Here is a 17713-nt window from a genome sequence, read left to right as displayed (position 1 = left end):
TTATAATACAACTTTTTCATCCTTGTACAATAAACGGCATGGTTTCATTTTCTATAACACAGTCTCCTGTAGTATACCCTTTCTTTCTGATCTGAAAAAGGAAAAGATGTCCTTCATGAAAAAAACCCTATTTTCAAAATAGGGTCAGACCGATTCTTTATTCATTTGCATGTTAAACGGTTTTTGTTCAGTAGGCGGGTTCACTAAAATTTCATCAAGCACTTCCTGGAACGTTTTCACCGTCACAATTTTGATCCCTTCAATCTGTTTTAAGATCGATTGCTGATTTTCATGCGGGATAATAACTTTTTTGGCACCGGACTGTTTTGCCGCTTTAATTTTCGGGATCACGCCTCCAATCGGTTTTACAAGTCCGTTTAGACTGATCTCGCCTGTCATGGCAACCGTGTTGTCAATCGGAATTTTATGAACGGCTGAAAAAATTCCCGCCGCCATGGCAATACCTGCCGACGGCCCGTCAATCGGAATGCCGCCCGGAAAATTAATGTGGATATCATAGTCTGAAGGCTTCATTCCCATTGTACGCAGTACGGTTAGCACATTCTCAACCGAGCCCTTTGCCATGCTTTTCCGGCGAATTGATTTTGATTGGCTGCCGATGCTTTCTTCTTCTGCTATTCCGGTAATGTTAATTGACCCTTTATCCTGAGCCGGTGTTACGTTCACTTCGATTTCCAGCAGCGAACCGCTGTTAGGGCCATACACTGCGAGTCCGTTTACAATGCCGATTTGCGGTGCAGTGCCGATTTTCTGCTCGTGCTTAGGGGTAAGCTGGCTGGAATGAATCACCCATTCTATATCCTCAATGGTGATGTCCTTCCGATCTTCGGTCACCGCCATTCCCGCCGCGATTTGAATCATATTGACGGCTTCCCGGCCGTTCCGCGTATAGCTGGTCAGCAAATCAAGCCCCTCTTCAGAAATATTCTTTTCAATCTTATCCACTGCTGTTTTGGCAACTGATTTCAGCTCATCTTTCTCAAGCTCGCGGAAAAATACCTCTAAACAGCGGGATCGGATTGCCGGAGGGATTTCATTAGGCATTCTCGTTGTCGCACCGATCAAACGAAAATCAGCCGGAAGCCCATTTTGAAAAATGTCGTGAATATGGTTCGGTATTTGTGTATTTTCTTCGCTGTAATAAGCGCTGTCTAAAAAGACTTTCCGGTCCTCAAGCACCTTCAGCATTTTATTCATTTGAATAGGATGCAGCTCCCCAATTTCATCAATAAACAATACACCGCCGTGGGCATGCGTGACAGCCCCCTGCTTCGGCTGCGGAATACCCGCCTGTCCCATCGCTCCGGCCCCTTGGTATATCGGATCATGTACAGATCCAATGAGCGGATCGGCAATTCCTCTTTCATCAAATCGAGCCGTTGTCGCATCGAGTTCCACAAAAACAGCCTGCTCTTTAAAAGGTGATTGCTTATGTTTTTTGGCTTCCTCTAACACAAGCCTTGCAGCAGCTGTTTTTCCGACTCCCGGCGGTCCATAGACAATGACGTGCTGGGGATTCGGTCCGCACAATGCCGCTTTTAACGCTTTAATCCCGTCTTCCTGACCGACGATATCTTGAAAGCTTTTAGGGCGCACCTTTTCAGATAACGGTTCGGACAGGCTGATAGCCCGCATTTTGCGAAGCTGCTCCATTTCCTTCTTTGATTCCTTATCTATCGTGACTTTTTGTGTCCTTTGATTTTTAAGCAAATTCCAAAAATACAAACCAATGATAATCCCAAAAAACAGCTGAATAAATAATGCGATCCCTGTCCAACTCATGGTGGTCCCTCCTGAAAAACAATTTATGTATCCAATTCATTCCTCTGATTGCTAGTATCTCCCACAAAAGAGGGGAATAAACGTTTTCCGGAAGAGTTTACACAACAAAAAAACCTCCTGAATGTTACCACTCAGGAGGTTCATTTTCATTTTTAAGCAGACGTTTTATCTTGGCTAACTTCAGTTCCATCCTTTAACAAAAGGCGAGGCGGTTCTCCATGCGTTACAGTCGCCCCAGTAATCACACATTTTTCAATGTCATCACGGGAAGGCAGGTCAAACATCACATCAAGCATAATGCCTTCAATGATGGAACGGAGTCCGCGTGCTCCTGTCTTACGCTCAATTGCTTTTTTAGCAATTTCAGACAGTGCTTCTTCTTCAAACTCAAGCTCAACATTATCAAGCTCAAGCATTTTCTTGAACTGCTTCACAAGAGCGTTTTTCGGTTTTGTTAAGATCGCAACCAACGCTTCTTCGTCAAGCTTTTCAAGACTTGCAATAACCGGAAGACGTCCGATGAATTCCGGAATTAATCCGAAACGGAGCAAGTCTTCTGGAAGCACTTTTGAAAGAAGGTCTTCTTTCTCCAGATCTGCAGCCTTATTATCTGAACCGAAGCCAATCACTTTTTGTCCTAAACGGCGTTTGATGATTTGTTCGATACCATCGAAGGCACCGCCGCAAATGAACAAAATGTTTGTTGTGTCAATTTGAATAAACTCTTGATGAGGGTGCTTACGTCCACCTTGAGGCGGCACGCTCGCCACAGTTCCTTCAAGAATTTTTAGCAATGCCTGCTGCACGCCTTCACCTGACACATCACGTGTAATAGACGGGTTTTCAGACTTTCTTGCCACTTTATCGATTTCATCAATATAAATAATGCCTTTTTCCGCTTTTTCCACGTCATAGTCAGCAGCTTGGATGAGTTTCAAGAGAATATTCTCTACATCTTCACCTACATATCCAGCTTCTGTCAGGGACGTAGCGTCAGCAATCGCAAACGGCACATTTAAAATACGGGCTAAAGTTTGCGCAAGAAGGGTTTTACCGCTTCCTGTCGGGCCGATTAATGAAATGTTACTTTTCGAAAGCTCGACATCGTCCACTTTGCTGTTGGAGTTGATGCGTTTGTAGTGGTTATACACCGCAACAGCTAGTGATTTCTTCGCCTGATCCTGACCGATTACATATTCATTCAGAATTTCACGAATTTCCTGCGGCTTCGGCACATCTTTAAATTCTACTTCTTCTTCTGTTCCGAGTTCTTCCTCCACAATTTCAGTGCAGAGTTCGATACATTCGTCACATATATATACACCAGGTCCAGCTACAAGCTTACGAACCTGATCTTGTGTTTTTCCACAGAACGAGCATTTTAATTGTCCTTTTTCCTCGTTGAATTTAAACATTCTTTCACCCCTTAATCTTGTCTCACTTTTTCTTTTACCGGCAGAGCAAAAGAAAATGATTCTTGAAACGAAACGAGTATGTATTGCATTTTACCATACTTTCCAAAAAGACGGTAACATTGTGTTTCTGACTTGCACATTCTATATGTATGACAAAAAAACAGCCTGCATTAACTATATTGCCCCAAGAAAAAGAGATATATCATAATTGTACAAAACAAGGCACGAATCATTCGCGCCCTGTTTTATTATTACTATTATTATGCACCATATTAACGGTTTTCTACAAGAAAATCAATTGCTTTGCGAACTTTTAAATCTTCTTTCATCGCGTCAGTAGAACCGATGGCTTGTTTGATATTTTCAACAGGCATGTTGTATGCTTCAGCCATTTTAGAAAGCTCAGCATCAACTTCCTCATCTGTTACTTCAAGGTTTTCCGCTTTCGCAATCGCCTCAAGAGTCAGGTTAGATTTTACGCGTTTTGCAGCATCTTCTTTCATTTGCTCTTTTAACGCAGCTTCGTCTTGGCCTGAGAATTGAGTGTAAAGCTCAAGGTTCATGCCTTGCATTTGAAGACGCTGTTCGAATTCTTTCAGCATGCGGTCAAGCTCAGTGTCAATCATCGCTTGAGGAACATCGATTTCAGCGTTTTCAGAAGCTTTCAGAACAAGCTCTTCACGCAATTTAGCGTCAGCTTCGTTTTCTTTTGCTTCTTCTAAACGTTTCTTCGTTTTTTCAGTCAATTCAGCAAGTGTTTCCACTTCTTCATCGATATCTTTTGCGAATTCATCATCAAGCTCAGGAAGCTCTTTCGCTTTGATTTCGTGAATTTTCACTTTGAAGACAGCTGGTTTGCCGGCAAGATCTTCAGCGTGGTACTCTTCAGGGAATGTTACTTCAACATCCTTCTCAGCACCTGCTTCAAGGCCAACTAACTGATCTTCGAAGCCAGGGATGAATGAACCTGAACCCACTTCAAGTGAATAGTTTTCAGCTTTTCCGCCTTCGAATGCTTCGCCGTCAACGAATCCTTCGAAGTCAAGAACAACTGTGTTTCCTTCTTCAACAGCGCCTTCTTCTTTTACAACAAGCTCAGCTTGACGCTCTTGAAGCCCTTTTAGTTCGTTTTGAACATCTTCGTCAGTTACAGCTGTGTCGTCTTTTTCGACGCCTAAGCCTTTGTATTCGCCAAGCTTCACTTCAGGTTTCACTGTTACTTTTGCAGTGAAGATTAAGCTTTCGCCTTTTTCGATTTTTTCAACATCGATTTCAGGACGGTCTACAGGCTCGATTCCAGCTTCTTCAACCGCTTTAGGGTATTCTACAGGAAGAAGAATATCCAAAGCATCTTGGTAAAGAGCTTCTACGCCAAAGCGCTGTTCGAATAAACCGCGAGGAATTTTCCCTTTACGGAATCCAGGAATTGAAACTTGCTTAACTACTTTTTTAAATGCATCATCAAGTGCCGTTTTAAATGTTTCAGCATCAACTTCAACCGTTAAAACGCCTTCGTTGCCTTCTTGTTTTTCCCATTTTACAGACATGTGTTTCCCTCCAAAAATCTATTCAGGTTGTGTCGGTCTTCCATTCTAAAGCAATCATTCGGCTTCGTCCATCAAAAACGAAGCTGCCAAAGATCAGAATCATTATGTATACATTTTAATAATGAACTGCAAAGCCTGTCCAACCGTATTTCTTATAACCCGTTATACACAAATACAACCATTATATTATAACATAACACATACCGCTTTCAACTATATGGCGTGATTTACAAATAAGAAATTTCTTCAATATCTTTAATCATTGTGCACGCTTCATCAAGTTCTCTGTCGGTAAACTCATACATCATATGCAGCTCTTCTCTTTCAATCTCAATCCCATGCATTTCATAGCCGACTTTATGCAGGGCCGCCGCCCAAAGATCGGCAGACAGCAGTTTTGGCTGAAATGGATATAAAACATACAAATGTCTTCTCCACAGTTCTTCTACCGCAGCATACAGGGTCGGATTTTCATTCCCAAGCGTTTCATCCAGCACACGGAGAACGCGGTGCAAAATTGGGGAGGCGTCAGGCGGGACAGTCTCGCTCGGCTCGATTGTCATGGAGTCGCCGAATTTTGTAATGTGGACCGGTTTGCTGTAGTCGTGTTCCGCCATTAACATCACGATCATCGTCTTGATAATCGGGTGAGCAGCGGGATCTTCAAGAATTGTTTTTAACAGCCCCGTATACTTCGCTACATTGCGGTCTTTCAATGAATGGATTAAATTCATTTGTTCCTCTGGGCTGGCTAACACTTTCTCCGTGTCAATCACATCTTCATACTCTTCGGCCCAAGCCTCGTCTTCTCGCTCTGGGTCGGTCATTTTGCGGCTGAAATCAAGCAGTTTATAAAATTGCTCGGCGCTTTCCGCAGGCAGCTGATTTTCCTCCAGGACGGCTTCAATCGTGCTTTTTACTTCTTCGTATTTCTTCAGCTGAATTAAGATCGTCATGTATACTTGTAAAACCGTAAAATACTGGCCGTATCCTTCTTTCAGCATCTTTTCGCATACACGTTTTGCCTCTTCCAATTCGCCCAGCTCCAAAAAGCAAATGGCCATACCCAAGTGAAGATCTGATTCAGTATCATCATATTTCATTGCTTCTGAAAACAGTTCCAGCGCCTCTTGATACTTTTTCTCCTTCAGCGAGGACATTCCTTTTTCCACCAGACGGTCTTTCAAATGAGGAAAAGGAATAATTTTTGCGTTTTTCTTGTCATGCGTCATACCTATATTCCTTTCAGGCATTTATTTTGTTCAAGTGTATCAACACCCGTACACAAAAACAAGAAAGGAAAGGTTCTGCCAGGCAAAAAAAGCTGCCGGACAAATTGCCGGGCAGCTTTTTTTAAGCTTGAAGCCAAGAGCTTCTCTGCGACTCAAATTGCTTAATTTCATCTTCAAGTAAAAGCGTTAATGAAATTTCATCATAGCCGTTGATCAGCATTTCTTTCCAATGCGGATCGACTTCGAATGAGATCTGATTGCTTTCGCTGTCGTGAATAAGCTGATTTTCAAGATCGACTGTCATTTGCAGTGACTGATTTTCGTATTGTCCGACAAGCTTTTTCCAATTGTCATACGGCATACGAATCGGCAGCATACCGTTTTTAAAGCAGTTTTGGTGGAAAATATCAGCAAATGACGGTGCGATAATGATTTTAAAGCCGTAGTCATCAAGCGCCCACGGAGCGTGTTCACGCGATGACCCGCAGCCGAAGTTTTCTCCCGCTATTAAAATGGACGCCCCTTCATAAGCCGGCTGGTTTAATTCAAATTCCGGGTTTGGTTCGCCATTCGCATCGTATCTCCAGTCAAAGAATGCAAAACGGCCGTAGCCCGTTCTTTCAATTCTCTTTAGAAATTGTTTCGGAATGATCTGGTCTGTATCAACATTAATACGATTTAATACGGCCGCTTTCCCCGTATGTGTTTTCAAAGGTTCCATCTCGTGCACTCCTTACACAACTGTTTTTTCCTGATAAAACTTTCTGACATCCACGAAATGGCCGTGAATGGCGGCCATCGCAGCCATCGCAGGGCTGACGAGATGTGTTTTCGCGCCTTTTCCTTGTCTGCCCTCAAAGTTACGGTTAGAGGTTGACGCACAGCGCTCTCCTTCAGGAACAACGTCATTATTCATGCTCAAACACATGCTGCAGCCTGATTCTCTCCATTCAAATCCAGCGTCTAAGAAGATCTGATGAAGCCCTTCCTTTTCAGCCTGAAGTTTTACGCTCTGAGATCCAGGCACGACGATTGCTCTAACACTTTCAGCCACCTTTTTCCCTTTGATCATATCGGCAGCCTGGCGGAGGTCAGTCATGCGTGAATTTGTACAGGAACCGATAAATACGTGCTCCACTTTAATGTCTTCAATTTTCTGATGAGGAGTCAGCCCCATATATTCATAAGCGCGAATCGCTTCTTTTTTGTCATCTTCCGCTGAAAAGCTTTCCGGCGCCGGAACTTCAGAATCGACAGGAAGAACCATTCCCGGGTTGATACCCCATGTCACCATAGGAGAAATGTCATTGCCGTCAAGCACAATTGATTTATCGTAAACAGCACCTGGATCAGTGCGCAGCGCTTTCCATTCTGCTACGGCTTTATCAAATTCTTCTCCTTTTGGCGTATACTTGCGGTTTTTGCAATATTCAAATGTCACTTCGTCAGGCGCAATCAAACCTGCTCTTGCTCCGGCTTCAATTGACATGTTGCAAACGGTCATCCGCTCATCCATCGTCATGTTTCTGAATACTTCCCCAGTGTATTCAATAACGTAACCGGTGCCGAATTTCACGCCGTATTTACCGATAACAGCAAGAATGACATCCTTTGCCGTTACCCCTTTTTGCAGTGTCCCGTCTACACGCACCTCAAGCGTTTTCGGACGCTGCTGCCAGAGTGTCTGTGTAGAAAGAACATGCTCAACCTCACTCGTTCCGATTCCAAATGCCAGGGCGCCGAATGCACCGTGAGTGGAAGTATGGCTGTCGCCGCATACGATCGTTTTTCCCGGAAGCGTTAAGCCAAGCTCGGGCCCGACTACATGGACAATCCCCTGATCTACGCTGTGAAGATCGGCAAGGCGTACGCCAAACTCTTCGCAGTTCCGCTCAAGCGCTGTCACTTGGCGTTTCGCAACTTCGTCCGTTATCTCAAAGCGATTGACGGTTGGAATGTTGTGATCCATCGTTGCGAATGTATTTTGCGGTCTCCTGACCTTTCTTCCCTTTTGTCTCAACCCTTCAAATGCCTGAGGGGATGTCACCTCATGGATGAGATGCAAATCAATATAGAGAAGATCCGGTTTTCCCTCACCATGTTTTACAATATGCTGATCCCAAATCTTTTCGATGATCGTTCGAGGCATCATCTTTATTTCCTCCCTCTACCTATGAACTAAGACCGCTTACACCATAAGCTGTCACACGTTAGAAATTGTATTTTCACTCATCAATGCCGTCTTTACTTCCTCTGTAATGGCCTGAGTGCTGCTGTATTCTTCGCCTCTTGCCAAGTCTCTTGTTCTTTTTCCGGAAGTAAGAACCTGATTGACTGCATCTTCTACAGCTTTCGCTTCTTCTTCAAGCCCGAAAGATGTTCTCAAAAGCATTGCCGCTGATAATATCGCCGCGAATGGATTTGCCATCCCTTTCCCTGCTATGTCAGGTGCTGAGCCGTGTACAGGCTCGAACAGATGGAGTCCTGAGCTTGATAAGCTGGCTGACGGAAGCATTCCGAGAGAACCTGTTAGCATGGACGCTTCGTCGCTTAAAATGTCACCAAACATATTTTCAGTCACCACGACATCAAATTGATTCGGTGCATAAATCAGCTGCATAGCCGCGTTATCAACGAGCATATGCTCAAGTTTCACATCAGGATATTCTTTTGCGACGTCTTCAGCCACTTCCCGCCACAGCCTGCTTGATTCAAGAACGTTCGCTTTATCAACAGAGGTAACCTTGCCTTTTCTGGCAGCCGCCATTTTAAAGCCCTCTCTGATCACGCGTTCAATTTCTTCCCTCTTATAAAACAGTGTGTCTACCGCTTCTTGCTCACCTTCACTGTTTACATAGCGTTTGCTCGGCTGTCCGAAATACAAACCGCCTGTCAGTTCACGAACGATAACGAAATCAACGTTATCAATATATTCTTTTTTCAAAGGCGAAGCGTCAGAAAGGCTTTCAAACACTTTCACAGGCCGTAAATTCGCAAACAGGTCAAGCTGTTTTCTAATGCTGAGCAGACCTTTTTCGGGTCTCAGCTCCGAAGGGTTTTGATCCCATTTCGGGCCGCCGACAGCACCAAGCAAAATAGCATCAGCCTTTTTACAAATCGCAATGGTTTCCTCTGGGAGAGGGTCGTTGTGTTCGTCAATTGCCGCTCCTCCAATAAGGCCGTATTCAAATTCAAATTCATGGCTGAAGCGTTCGGCAACACTTTTCAGCACGTCTGTCGCTGATTCTAATACTTCAGGGCCGATCCCGTCTCCGGGCAATAGAGCAATCCGTTTCTTCAAATTAACCGTTCTCCTTTCTTTTATGATCCGACAGCTGTATGGTTTTGCAGTCCGTTCATATTAGACTGGAAAACCAATTGACGGTTGACTGCGTTCAGATAGGCTTTCGCCGAAGCTTCTAATACGTCTTGCGCTATGCCCCGCCCTGCTGATTCTTTTCCGTTTACTACTACTCTTACATAAACCTGGGCAAATGCGTCTTCGCCTTTTCTATTGGACTGAATGCGGTAGTCTAAGAGCTCCACATCTTTATCAATACAGCGTTCAAGAGTATTGTATATCGCTTCCACGCTTCCGGCTCCTGTTGCCGCTTCCTGAATAAGCTGGGCGTTTTCTTGATTTTTCAAAGAAACCGTAGCCGTAGGGACCTGAGAGGTTCCATAATGGACTTGCAGAGAAAGAAATTCATACCCAATCTTGCGGTCTGTTACTTTTTCTTCTAAAATAAGAGAGACAAGATCCTCATCAGTGATTTCTTTTTTCTTCTCAGTTAACTCTTTAAACATCGTAAAGAACTTATTAATCTCTTCACTATCAAATTGGAATCCCAATGCAGTCAGCCGGTCTTTAAATGCATGGCGTCCTGAATGCTTGCCTAGGACAAGCGCATCTGCCGTTACACCGACAAGCTCTGGTGAAATAATTTCGTATGTTGATTTTTCTTTTAAGAAGCCGTCCTGGTGGATGCCTGATTCATGAGCAAATGCGTTGTCGCCCACTACCGCTTTATTTCGCGGAACAGCCATACCTGTGAACTTGCTTACTAAATCACTAGTGCGTTTTATTTCATTTAGCGTAATGCCTGTTTCGACTTGATAGAAATCTTTTCTGATATGAAGGGCAACTGCAATTTCCTCTAATGCAGCATTTCCGGCTCTTTCACCAATTCCGTTAATCGCACATTCAATTTGATCGGCGCCATTTTCGATCGCTGAGAGAGAATTGGCGACTGCCATTCCCAAATCATCGTGGCAGTGAGCTGACAGCTTTGCTTGATGAATGTTTGGAACGTTCTCTTTCATATATTTAAAGATATTCCCGTATTCTGCCGGAGCCAAATAGCCGACTGTATCCGGAAGGTTGATGACACTAGCCCCTGCGTCAATCACTTTTTCTACGATTTCCGCTAAAAACGGCAGTTCAGTTCGGCAGGCATCTTCAGCAGACCATTGAACAATCGGGAAACGCTCTTTTGCGTATTTCACCATTTCAACGGCTCTTTCGATGACCTGTTCACGCGTCATTTTCAGCTTGTGTTTTAAATGAATGTCCGATGTGGCAATGAATACGTGAATTCTTGGCTGAGCACCGTCTTTTAACGCTTCCCAGGCCGCATCAATATCACCTTTTACACAGCGGGCAAGACCTGTCACAGAACAATTTTTTATGGTTCTTGCGATTTCCTGCACAGCTAAAAAGTCACCTCGGGACGAAGCGGGAAATCCCGCTTCAATGATATCTGCCCCGAGTCTTTCGAGCTGCTTTGCTATGGCAAGTTTCTCCTGTGTATTTAAGTTTACTCCAGGGGATTGTTCACCATCACGAAGCGTCGTATCGAAAAAATTAATTTTGCGCAACGGAGACCACCGCTTCCTTCTTCTTGCCTTGTTTGACAAACGGCATCATTTCACGAAGCTTTCTTCCCACCACTTCGATTTGATGTTCGTTTTCGCTCGTATTGATTGCGTTGAAACGAGGACGGTTTACTTGGTTTTCTACGATCCATTCTTTTGCAAATGTTCCGTCTTGGATGTCTTTTAAGACTTCTTTCATTGATTCTTTTACTTTTGCGTCTACAACACGCGGCCCGGATACGAAATCTCCCCATTGAGCAGTATCAGAAATAGAGTATCTCATGCCTTCCAAGCCTTCTTCATACATAAGGTCAACGATCAATTTCAGCTCATGAAGACATTCAAAGTATGCAAGTTCCGGCTGATAACCAGCTTCAGTTAATATTTCAAATCCAGCTTTTACAAGGGAAGTTAATCCTCCGCAAAGTACAGCTTGCTCACCGAACAGATCCGTTTCTGTTTCTTCTTTAAATGTCGTTTCCAAAACGCCTGCTCTTGCTCCGCCGATTCCTTTTGCGTATGCCAAAGCTTTATCTTTCGCTTCACCTGTCACATCTTGATAGATCGCGAACAACGCCGGTACGCCTGCTCCTTGCTCATATGTTCTTCTAACCAAATGTCCAGGACCTTTAGGCGCTACCAAAAATACGTCAACATCTGCCGGTGGAACAATTTGGTGGAAATGAACGTTAAATCCGTGAGCGAAGACCAATGATTTGCCTGCAGTCAGCTCATCTTTGATTTCAGCTTCATATACTTTTTGCTGCTGTTCATCCGGAAGAAGAACCATAATGATCTCAGCTTGAGCCGCAGCTTCTTTTACTGAAAATACTCGATGTCCGTCTTCTTGCGCCTGAGTGAAAGATTTTCCTTGTCTGACACCGACAATCACGTCAATTCCGCTTTCTTTCAGGTTCAGCGCGTGTGCATGCCCTTGTGAGCCATAACCGATAATCGCTACTGTTTTTCCAGCCAATACGTTCTCTTTGATATCACCGTTATAATATACTTTTACCATTTCAATCTCTCCCTTGTTTTGTTTTATACAATAGATATTGTTTTATTGGATGACGCCTTTTGCTGAGTGCCTCTCGCAAAAGCCGTAGTACCTGTTCTCGCAATTTCTTTGATTCCATACGGTTTTAATAATTCAATCAGCGCTTCAATTTTGTTAGATTCGCCAGTCACCTGTACAACGATGCTGTCTCTGCTGACATCAACGACAGAAGCTCTGAACGGCTCTATAATTCCGTGAATCTCTGTCCTCGTTGACGGTGCGGAAACGACCTTGATTAAGGCAAGCTCCCTTTGGACAATTGATTGATTTGTGATGTCAGTGACTTTCAGCACATCAATTTGTTTGTTAAGCTGTTTTGTCAGCTGTTCAACATCATTTTCTCCTTCAACGTGAACGACAAAGGTAATTCTGGAAACGCCGCTTGTTTCTGTGTGTCCAACTGTAATGCTTTCAATGTTGTAGTGTCTTTTTGTAAATAGACCGGTGATCCGGTTTAACACGCCGGAGCGGTTCACCACAGTCAATGTGATAATTCTTTTCAAGGTTTCACCCCCACCATTTCATGCAGCCCTTTCCCCGGAGCCACCATCGGGAATACTTTTTCTTCGCTGGCGACCCGAACGTCAATGACAACCGGTTCTTTTGATGTCAATGCCTCTTCCAGCTTTTCCTTCGCTTCTGCATCAGAGGAGATTCTGATGCCTTTAATGCCGTATGCTTCTGACAATTTGACAAAGTCCGGCTGTGAAGCGAATTTAGACTCTGAATAACGCTCTTCATAGAAAATCTCCTGCCACTGTCTTACCATTCCGAGACAAGCGTTATTTAAGATCACAACTTTAACCGGCAGATTCAATTCGCGAATAACATCAAGTTCCTGTAGCGTCATTTGAAAACCGCCGTCTCCAAGCACCGCCACCACGGTTGCATCTTTATCGGCCAGCTGTGCGCCGATCGCTGCCGGAAGGCCGAAACCCATTGTTCCAAGACCGCCTGATGTCACCCATTTATCTGCCTTTTGGAACGGATAAAATTGCGCTGACCACATTTGATGCTGGCCGACATCCGTTGCGACAATGGCTTCCCCTTTTGTAAATTGATGAATGTATTCAATCAGTTTTTGAGGTTTAAAGCCTTCTTCTTCATTGTCTACATACCAGAGCGGATACTCTTCTTTCCACTCGGCAAGCTGTTTTTTCCATTCGCTTGAATCGCCTTGTTTGCCGTTTTGTTTGATCAGCTCTTGCAGGACAACTTTGCTGTCGCCGACAACCGGAATCTGTGTTTTCATGATTTTTCCGATTTCAGCCGGATCAATATCAATGTGGGCAATCTTTGCGTTTCTCGCAAAATGTTTCAGGTTTCCTGTGACGCGGTCATCAAAACGGGCGCCGATACTGATTAAAAGATCACAGTCATGAAGGGCCATGTTCGCTGTATAAGTGCCGTGCATACCCGCCATCCCCAAGAAAAGCGGATGGTCTGCCGGGAAACCCCCAAGTCCTAAAAGCGTGTGTACAACTGGAATTTGCTGCTGCTCGGCATAATTTTTTAATTCTTCTGACGCTTTTCCTTGCAATACGCCCGCACCCGCTAGGATAACCGGTTTCTTTGCGCTGCTTACAGCTTCCACAAGCTTGCGGATCTGCAAATAATTCGGCTCCGTTGTCGGCTGATATCCCGGGAGATTCATCTCGTGATCATAGCTGAATTCCCCTTCAATTGTTGCAACATCTTTCGGAATATCGATTAATACAGGTCCCGGTCTTCCCGTTGTCGCAATATGGAATGCTTCTTTAATGATGCGCGGCAGATCTTCCGGCTGGCGGACCTGATAGCTGTGTTTTGTAACCGGCATTGTAATTCCTAAAATGTCCGCTTCCTGAAAAGCGTCGCTGCCGATAACGGAGGTTGCCACCTGCCCTGTAAAGACGACTAAAGGCAGTGAATCAATCATGGCATCCGCAAGTCCAGTAACAAGGTTTGTCGCTCCCGGGCCTGATGTCGCAATAACGACCCCTGGTTTTCCAGAAACTCTCGCGTATCCTTCTGCTGCATGAATGGCGCCTTGCTCGTGCCGGGGAAGGATATGTACCATTCCTGAATTGTACAGTTTATCGTAGATCGGAAGTACAGCTCCGCCCGGATAACCGAATATCATTTCTACTTTTTCTTTCTTTAATGATTCAATCAGCATTAACGCTCCGCTCATCGTCTGTGTACATTTGGCAGATGCTGAATCCACCTGTACATTAGTCCCCATTTTTAGTTCCTCCTTTTGGATTTTCATCCTCTAAAGATCATCATTTATTAGCTTTATAGCTGATTATTCAATAAAAAAAGCCCTTCCGCCCACAATCAGCCGCGCATTGAATGCGATAGCCAAAAGGGGCGAAAAGGCTCTTCTTTCCGCGGTACCACCCTTGTTTACGGCCTTTCATACGGCCGTCTCATGGATATTCCTATCCGTTTTAATAACGAGTAAACATCATCGTTCACCCGGCCAAGTCCTACTGGGATTTCAGACTGGCACTCTGAGGCGAGTTCACCTTGTAAAGCTTCGCCGGTTCTCAGCTAATCCGGTTCTCTGTGGAAAGCTTTTTCAAGGCTACTTATCCTCATCTGCGCTTTTCATATTCAGTCTCTTGAACAGCTTTTCTGCCGTCCAAGAAGATCGTTTGTTTTTCATTTTTTTAGAATCCTATTGCAAACATTTGTGCTTGTGAAACTTGCGTTTATCTTTTGTTGAACTCATATTACGCCGCTTTGGACGCAGTGTCAACAGCATTTTTTAAAATTATTAGACAATTTAGATTAATCAAACTATACTGTATACGCTTTCATTATTGGTATATAAGGAATTTCAAAAGATAAAAGTTTTTGTAATTTTTTTATTAATCTATCAAGTTTACACTCGAATTTTTCAATTTCATATAAACATGTCATATAATATGACGTGTTTTTGTTTCGATGAGACGTACATATGAAAGATCTTCTGGCAAAAAACAATTTCAGTTCGGATAGGCTCTTTCATTATTTTTCGTCATACACTGGTGTTATCTTGCAAAGAAAAGGTGATACGAGATGAATAAATCATTAGCAGACATCCAAGGATTTCCCGGGGGTTTTCCAAGCTTTCCCCAGCCATTTTATCCGGCAGCTCCCAGCTTTTATCAGCAAGGCCATCAGCCATTTGGAGGCTTTGGATACGGACAGCCGTACAGCCAGGCATACAGCCCGCTAAGCACCCCATCTGCTATGTACTCTTCATTTCCATATGCTTCAGGATTTTACGGGCAGCAATTTTCAGGTGCCGGCTATAGCGGCCATGGCGGCGGTTTTAGTATCCCGGCGACGCACGCCGGAGGGTTCAGCGGAGCATCTGGTGTACACGGAGGATTTCGATATTAAATATCATCAGGTGTCGAACATCTATGTTCGGCACTTATTAATTTATTCATCTTTAAATAAAGCTAATAGAATGTGAGGTTTCCTATCTTACTATTTGGAAGCAAAAAGGATATATTTTAAGATAAAGGATAAGTCTGTTCAGAGTGACACGTTTTTGAGGAGGAATTCATTTTGCATATTAAAGTAGATGATTTGACCGGACATCAAGTGATCGAATTAGTAAGTGAGCATTTACATAGCATGACTCTCATGTCTCCGGCTGAAAGTATTCATGCCCTGGACATAGAAAGGCTGAAAAAACCTGAGATTACATTTTGGAGCGCTTGGGACGGCAATAAATTAGCCGGCTGCGGAGCACTTAAGGAACTGGACAGCCGGCATGGAGAAATTAAGTCGATGCGAACCTCTTCTTCCCATTTAAGAAAGGGCGTTGCCAGCAAGGTTCTTCAGCACATTATAGTAGAAGCCAAGCGGCGCGGCTATCAGCGATTGAGTTTGGAAACGGGGTCAATGACTTCTTTCGAGCCGGCAAGAAAACTTTATGAAAGCTTCGGATTCCGGTATTGCCAGCCGTTTGCAGACTATACGGAAGATCCGAACAGCGTGTTTATGACAAAGGAATTGTGAAATATAAAAGATAGATAAGTGCGGGACTATGTTTCTGCCTTATCTATCTTTTTTATTTCCTCCCGTCTTTCGCATAAATACTGTTAGGTGCACCAAGTGTTTTCGATTTTGTTTATTTTAAAACGTAACGGGAATTAAAGACGACAAGAACGATAAAATTTTATTTTTACAGAGGAGGAGATTAATATGACAAAAAGTGTAGTTGGTGTATACGAAACTCCACAAGAAACCATTGCAGTGATTGAAGGCTTACTAACAAAGGGGTATGATTCTGACGATATTTCTGTTGTCACAAATCGCCGGGATACCGATTATCTCGAATCTCGTACAGGGACAGAAGTAAATCAAGCCCTTGAAGCAAATGATAGTGATTCTGAATCCTTTTTCGATAAACTGAAAGATTATTTCACAATGGATGATACAGGCGCACACAGCAAAGCATTATCAGATCTGGATATCTCAAATGACGAAATAGACAAGTACCAAGAGGACCTGGATGACGGAAAGCTTCTCGTAGCCGTTGATACAGACGCAGACTTAGATACGCCTATTGATAACGGCAATGCCCTTTCAGGCGGCTTTGCAAATGCAAATGAGACAGTGGATTATACAACAAAAGAAGAAAAGACCCTGCCGCTTCGAGAAGAACAGCTGAAAGTGGATAAAGAAGATATCCAAACCGGTGAAGTGGAAATCGGAAAAGAAGTCAAAACAGAACAAAGAGATATAGACATTCCGATAAGACATGATGAAATTTACGTTGAACGCCGTCCGGTGGATGAAAACACGGCAGACGCTTCTCCCGTAAATGACTCAGAAACGGTCAGAGTTCCTATCGTTGAGGAAAAGCTCGAAGTGACAAAAAAACCCGTTGTTACGGATGAAGTGGTTGTCGGAAAACGGACTGTCGAAGAAAACGAACATATTTCCGAAACTGTGAAAAAAGAAAAACCGCGTCTGAATAAAGAAGGAAATGTCCGCGATCTGGATGATGATACGTTAAATAACAAATAAAAATCATCATAAACAAAAACCTCAAATCCTTTAAGATTTGAGGTTTTTTCTTGGTACGTCCCAGGAGAGATTCGAACTCCCGACCGACGGCTTAGAAGGCCGTTGCTCTATCCAGCTGAGCTACTGGGACACGTTTTGTTTTTTGTTTTCGCTTTAACTATCAGCGACAAGATTTATTATATATGGGATGCAATGATAAGTCAACGGTTTTTTAGAATTTTTTTCATGAGGAAGAAAATTTTCTTCCTCATGTGATATTTCATAGGGTTACCCGGTGTTGCAAATCAATGATTTCATCGCCTGCTTGGTTATAAAAACGCACTGTTGCTGTATCATTTTCTAAAGACAGTATAGCATAGCTTTCTGTGCTGCGCACTCTTGGAAGGCGGATGCTGCCGGGATTAATCAGCAGTTTTCCGCGCAGCATTTCGCTTCCTGCGATGTGTGAATGCCCGAAGCAAATGATATCCGCTCCGAGCTCCTCTGCACGATAGTATACGTTTAGCAAGGTCTGTTTAATACCATGAAGGTGTCCGTGCGTAACCAATATTTTTTTGGAACCGGCCGTCAGCAGGAGCTCGTCCTTAAAATCACCGATAAAATCACAATTGCCTTTTACAACGGAATAAGGCTCTAACGCCGGATGGCCGGTTTCAAGCTCAGAGTCTCCGCAATGAATCATGAGATCAACATCCGCTTCATGACGTTTCGCTATGGTTTGAAGCTCCTCTTCAAGCCCATGGCTGTCACTGATAATCAGCACGTTCATAT

15 protein-coding genes, 1 tRNA gene and 1 other annotated feature are annotated in these 17713 nt (G+C 43.7%); of the genes, 3 read left to right on the top strand and 13 right to left on the bottom strand.

Features of this window, described 5'->3' with window-relative positions:
• Window positions 1–144: 144 nt before the first annotated feature.
• The 11 genes from lonB to ilvB form a co-directional block, all read right to left on the bottom strand.
• Window positions 145–1803, bottom strand: coding sequence for an ATP-dependent protease LonB (gene lonB, locus ACQVGS_RS07080; protein WP_254517815.1), 1659 nt, complete (start codon window positions 1801–1803; stop codon window positions 145–147).
• A gap of 152 nt (window positions 1804–1955) precedes the next feature.
• Entirely contained in the window at window positions 1956–3218 is a 1263-nt protein-coding gene (clpX, locus tag ACQVGS_RS07075) for an ATP-dependent protease ATP-binding subunit ClpX (protein WP_024122377.1), read from the bottom strand.
• A gap of 272 nt (window positions 3219–3490) precedes the next feature.
• Window positions 3491–4765 carry a trigger factor gene (tig, locus tag ACQVGS_RS07070; protein ID WP_024122378.1) on the bottom strand — a complete coding sequence of 425 codons (1275 nt, stop codon included), beginning with the start codon at window positions 4763–4765 and terminating at the stop codon, window positions 3491–3493.
• A 227-nt stretch (window positions 4766–4992) separates the two neighbouring features.
• Window positions 4993–5997: a DNA damage checkpoint antagonist DdcA gene (gene ddcA, locus ACQVGS_RS07065; RefSeq protein WP_024122379.1), complete on the bottom strand. Its 1005-nt coding sequence runs from the start codon at window positions 5995–5997 to the stop codon at window positions 4993–4995.
• A 121-nt stretch (window positions 5998–6118) separates the two neighbouring features.
• A complete protein-coding gene (gene leuD, locus ACQVGS_RS07060) occupies window positions 6119–6718 on the bottom strand; it encodes a 3-isopropylmalate dehydratase small subunit (RefSeq protein ID WP_101861315.1) in 600 nt (199 codons plus the stop codon).
• 12 nt (window positions 6719–6730) lie between these two features.
• Window positions 6731–8149, bottom strand: coding sequence for a 3-isopropylmalate dehydratase large subunit (gene leuC / locus ACQVGS_RS07055; RefSeq protein ID WP_106020211.1), 1419 nt, complete (start codon window positions 8147–8149; stop codon window positions 6731–6733).
• Window positions 8150–8200: 51 nt separating this feature from the next.
• Window positions 8201–9298, bottom strand: coding sequence for a 3-isopropylmalate dehydrogenase (gene leuB / locus ACQVGS_RS07050; RefSeq protein WP_059293476.1), 1098 nt, complete (start codon window positions 9296–9298; stop codon window positions 8201–8203).
• A gap of 20 nt (window positions 9299–9318) precedes the next feature.
• Window positions 9319–10875 (bottom strand): 2-isopropylmalate synthase, encoded by a 1557-nt coding sequence (locus ACQVGS_RS07045; RefSeq protein WP_024122383.1) that lies wholly within the window; start codon window positions 10873–10875, stop codon window positions 9319–9321.
• Entirely contained in the window at window positions 10862–11890 is a 1029-nt protein-coding gene (gene ilvC, locus ACQVGS_RS07040; RefSeq protein ID WP_400153443.1) for a ketol-acid reductoisomerase, read from the bottom strand. The genes ACQVGS_RS07045 and ilvC overlap by 14 nt, the downstream gene beginning before the upstream one ends.
• Before the next feature lie 23 nt (window positions 11891–11913).
• Window positions 11914–12432 carry an acetolactate synthase small subunit gene (ilvN, locus tag ACQVGS_RS07035; RefSeq protein ID WP_101863444.1) on the bottom strand — a complete coding sequence of 173 codons (519 nt, stop codon included), beginning with the start codon at window positions 12430–12432 and terminating at the stop codon, window positions 11914–11916.
• On the bottom strand, window positions 12429–14153 hold the full coding sequence (gene ilvB, locus ACQVGS_RS07030; RefSeq protein ID WP_400153442.1) for an acetolactate synthase large subunit: 1725 nt from the start codon (window positions 14151–14153) through the stop codon (window positions 12429–12431). Before ilvB ends, ilvN begins: the two co-directional genes overlap by 4 nt.
• Window positions 14154–14274: 121 nt before the next feature.
• Window positions 14275–14524, bottom strand: a binding site (T-box leader).
• Between the two features lie 450 nt (window positions 14525–14974).
• Between ilvB and cotQ the strand changes: the two genes are divergently transcribed.
• The 3 genes from cotQ to ACQVGS_RS07015 all read left to right on the top strand — a co-directional run bounded on the left by cotQ (window position 14975) and on the right by ACQVGS_RS07015 (window position 16942).
• On the top strand, window positions 14975–15301 hold the full coding sequence (gene cotQ, locus ACQVGS_RS07025) for an inner spore coat protein CotQ (protein WP_106022193.1): 327 nt from the start codon (window positions 14975–14977) through the stop codon (window positions 15299–15301).
• A 171-nt stretch (window positions 15302–15472) separates the two neighbouring features.
• Window positions 15473–15928, top strand: coding sequence for a GNAT family N-acetyltransferase (locus tag ACQVGS_RS07020; protein ID WP_106020214.1), 456 nt, complete (start codon window positions 15473–15475; stop codon window positions 15926–15928).
• Window positions 15929–16114: 186 nt separating this feature from the next.
• On the top strand, window positions 16115–16942 hold the full coding sequence (locus tag ACQVGS_RS07015) for a YsnF/AvaK domain-containing protein (protein ID WP_400153441.1): 828 nt from the start codon (window positions 16115–16117) through the stop codon (window positions 16940–16942).
• A gap of 56 nt (window positions 16943–16998) precedes the next feature.
• Here the strand turns inward: ACQVGS_RS07015 and ACQVGS_RS07010 are convergent.
• Together ACQVGS_RS07010 and ACQVGS_RS07005 are read right to left on the bottom strand one after the other, a co-directional pair.
• Window positions 16999–17072: transfer RNA gene (locus ACQVGS_RS07010), tRNA-Arg, on the bottom strand.
• Window positions 17073–17201: 129 nt separating this feature from the next.
• Entirely contained in the window at window positions 17202–17711 is a 510-nt protein-coding gene (locus ACQVGS_RS07005) for a YfcE family phosphodiesterase (protein WP_024122391.1), read from the bottom strand.
• Between the last annotated feature and the right edge of the window lie 2 nt (window positions 17712–17713).

The sequence above is a fragment of the Bacillus sp. SD127 genome (assembly GCF_058566445.1).
The sequence above is the reverse complement of the archived record's forward strand: the minus strand, read 5'-3'. Positions and strand labels throughout refer to the sequence as shown.

Bases quoted from the DNA above. Each gene is read 5' to 3' on its own strand.
- leuC (WP_106020211.1), bottom strand. From the start codon at position 8,149: ATGATGCCTCGAACGATCATCGAAAAGATTTGGGATCAGCATATTGTA.
- ddcA (WP_024122379.1), bottom strand. From the start codon at position 5,997: ATGACGCATGACAAGAAAAACGCAAAAATTATTCCTTTTCCTCATTTG.
- ACQVGS_RS07005 (WP_024122391.1), bottom strand. From the start codon at position 17,711: ATGAACGTGCTGATTATCAGTGACAGCCATGGGCTTGAAGAGGAGCTT.
- cotQ (WP_106022193.1), top strand. From the start codon at position 14,975: ATGAATAAATCATTAGCAGACATCCAAGGATTTCCCGGGGGTTTTCCA.
- ilvB (WP_400153442.1), bottom strand. From the start codon at position 14,153: ATGGGGACTAATGTACAGGTGGATTCAGCATCTGCCAAATGTACACAG.
- ilvC (WP_400153443.1), bottom strand. From the start codon at position 11,890: ATGGTAAAAGTATATTATAACGGTGATATCAAAGAGAACGTATTGGCT.
- leuD (WP_101861315.1), bottom strand. From the start codon at position 6,718: ATGGAACCTTTGAAAACACATACGGGGAAAGCGGCCGTATTAAATCGT.
- tig (WP_024122378.1), bottom strand. From the start codon at position 4,765: ATGTCTGTAAAATGGGAAAAACAAGAAGGCAACGAAGGCGTTTTAACG.
- clpX (WP_024122377.1), bottom strand. From the start codon at position 3,218: ATGTTTAAATTCAACGAGGAAAAAGGACAATTAAAATGCTCGTTCTGT.
- ACQVGS_RS07015 (WP_400153441.1), top strand. From the start codon at position 16,115: ATGACAAAAAGTGTAGTTGGTGTATACGAAACTCCACAAGAAACCATT.
- lonB (WP_254517815.1), bottom strand. From the start codon at position 1,803: ATGAGTTGGACAGGGATCGCATTATTTATTCAGCTGTTTTTTGGGATT.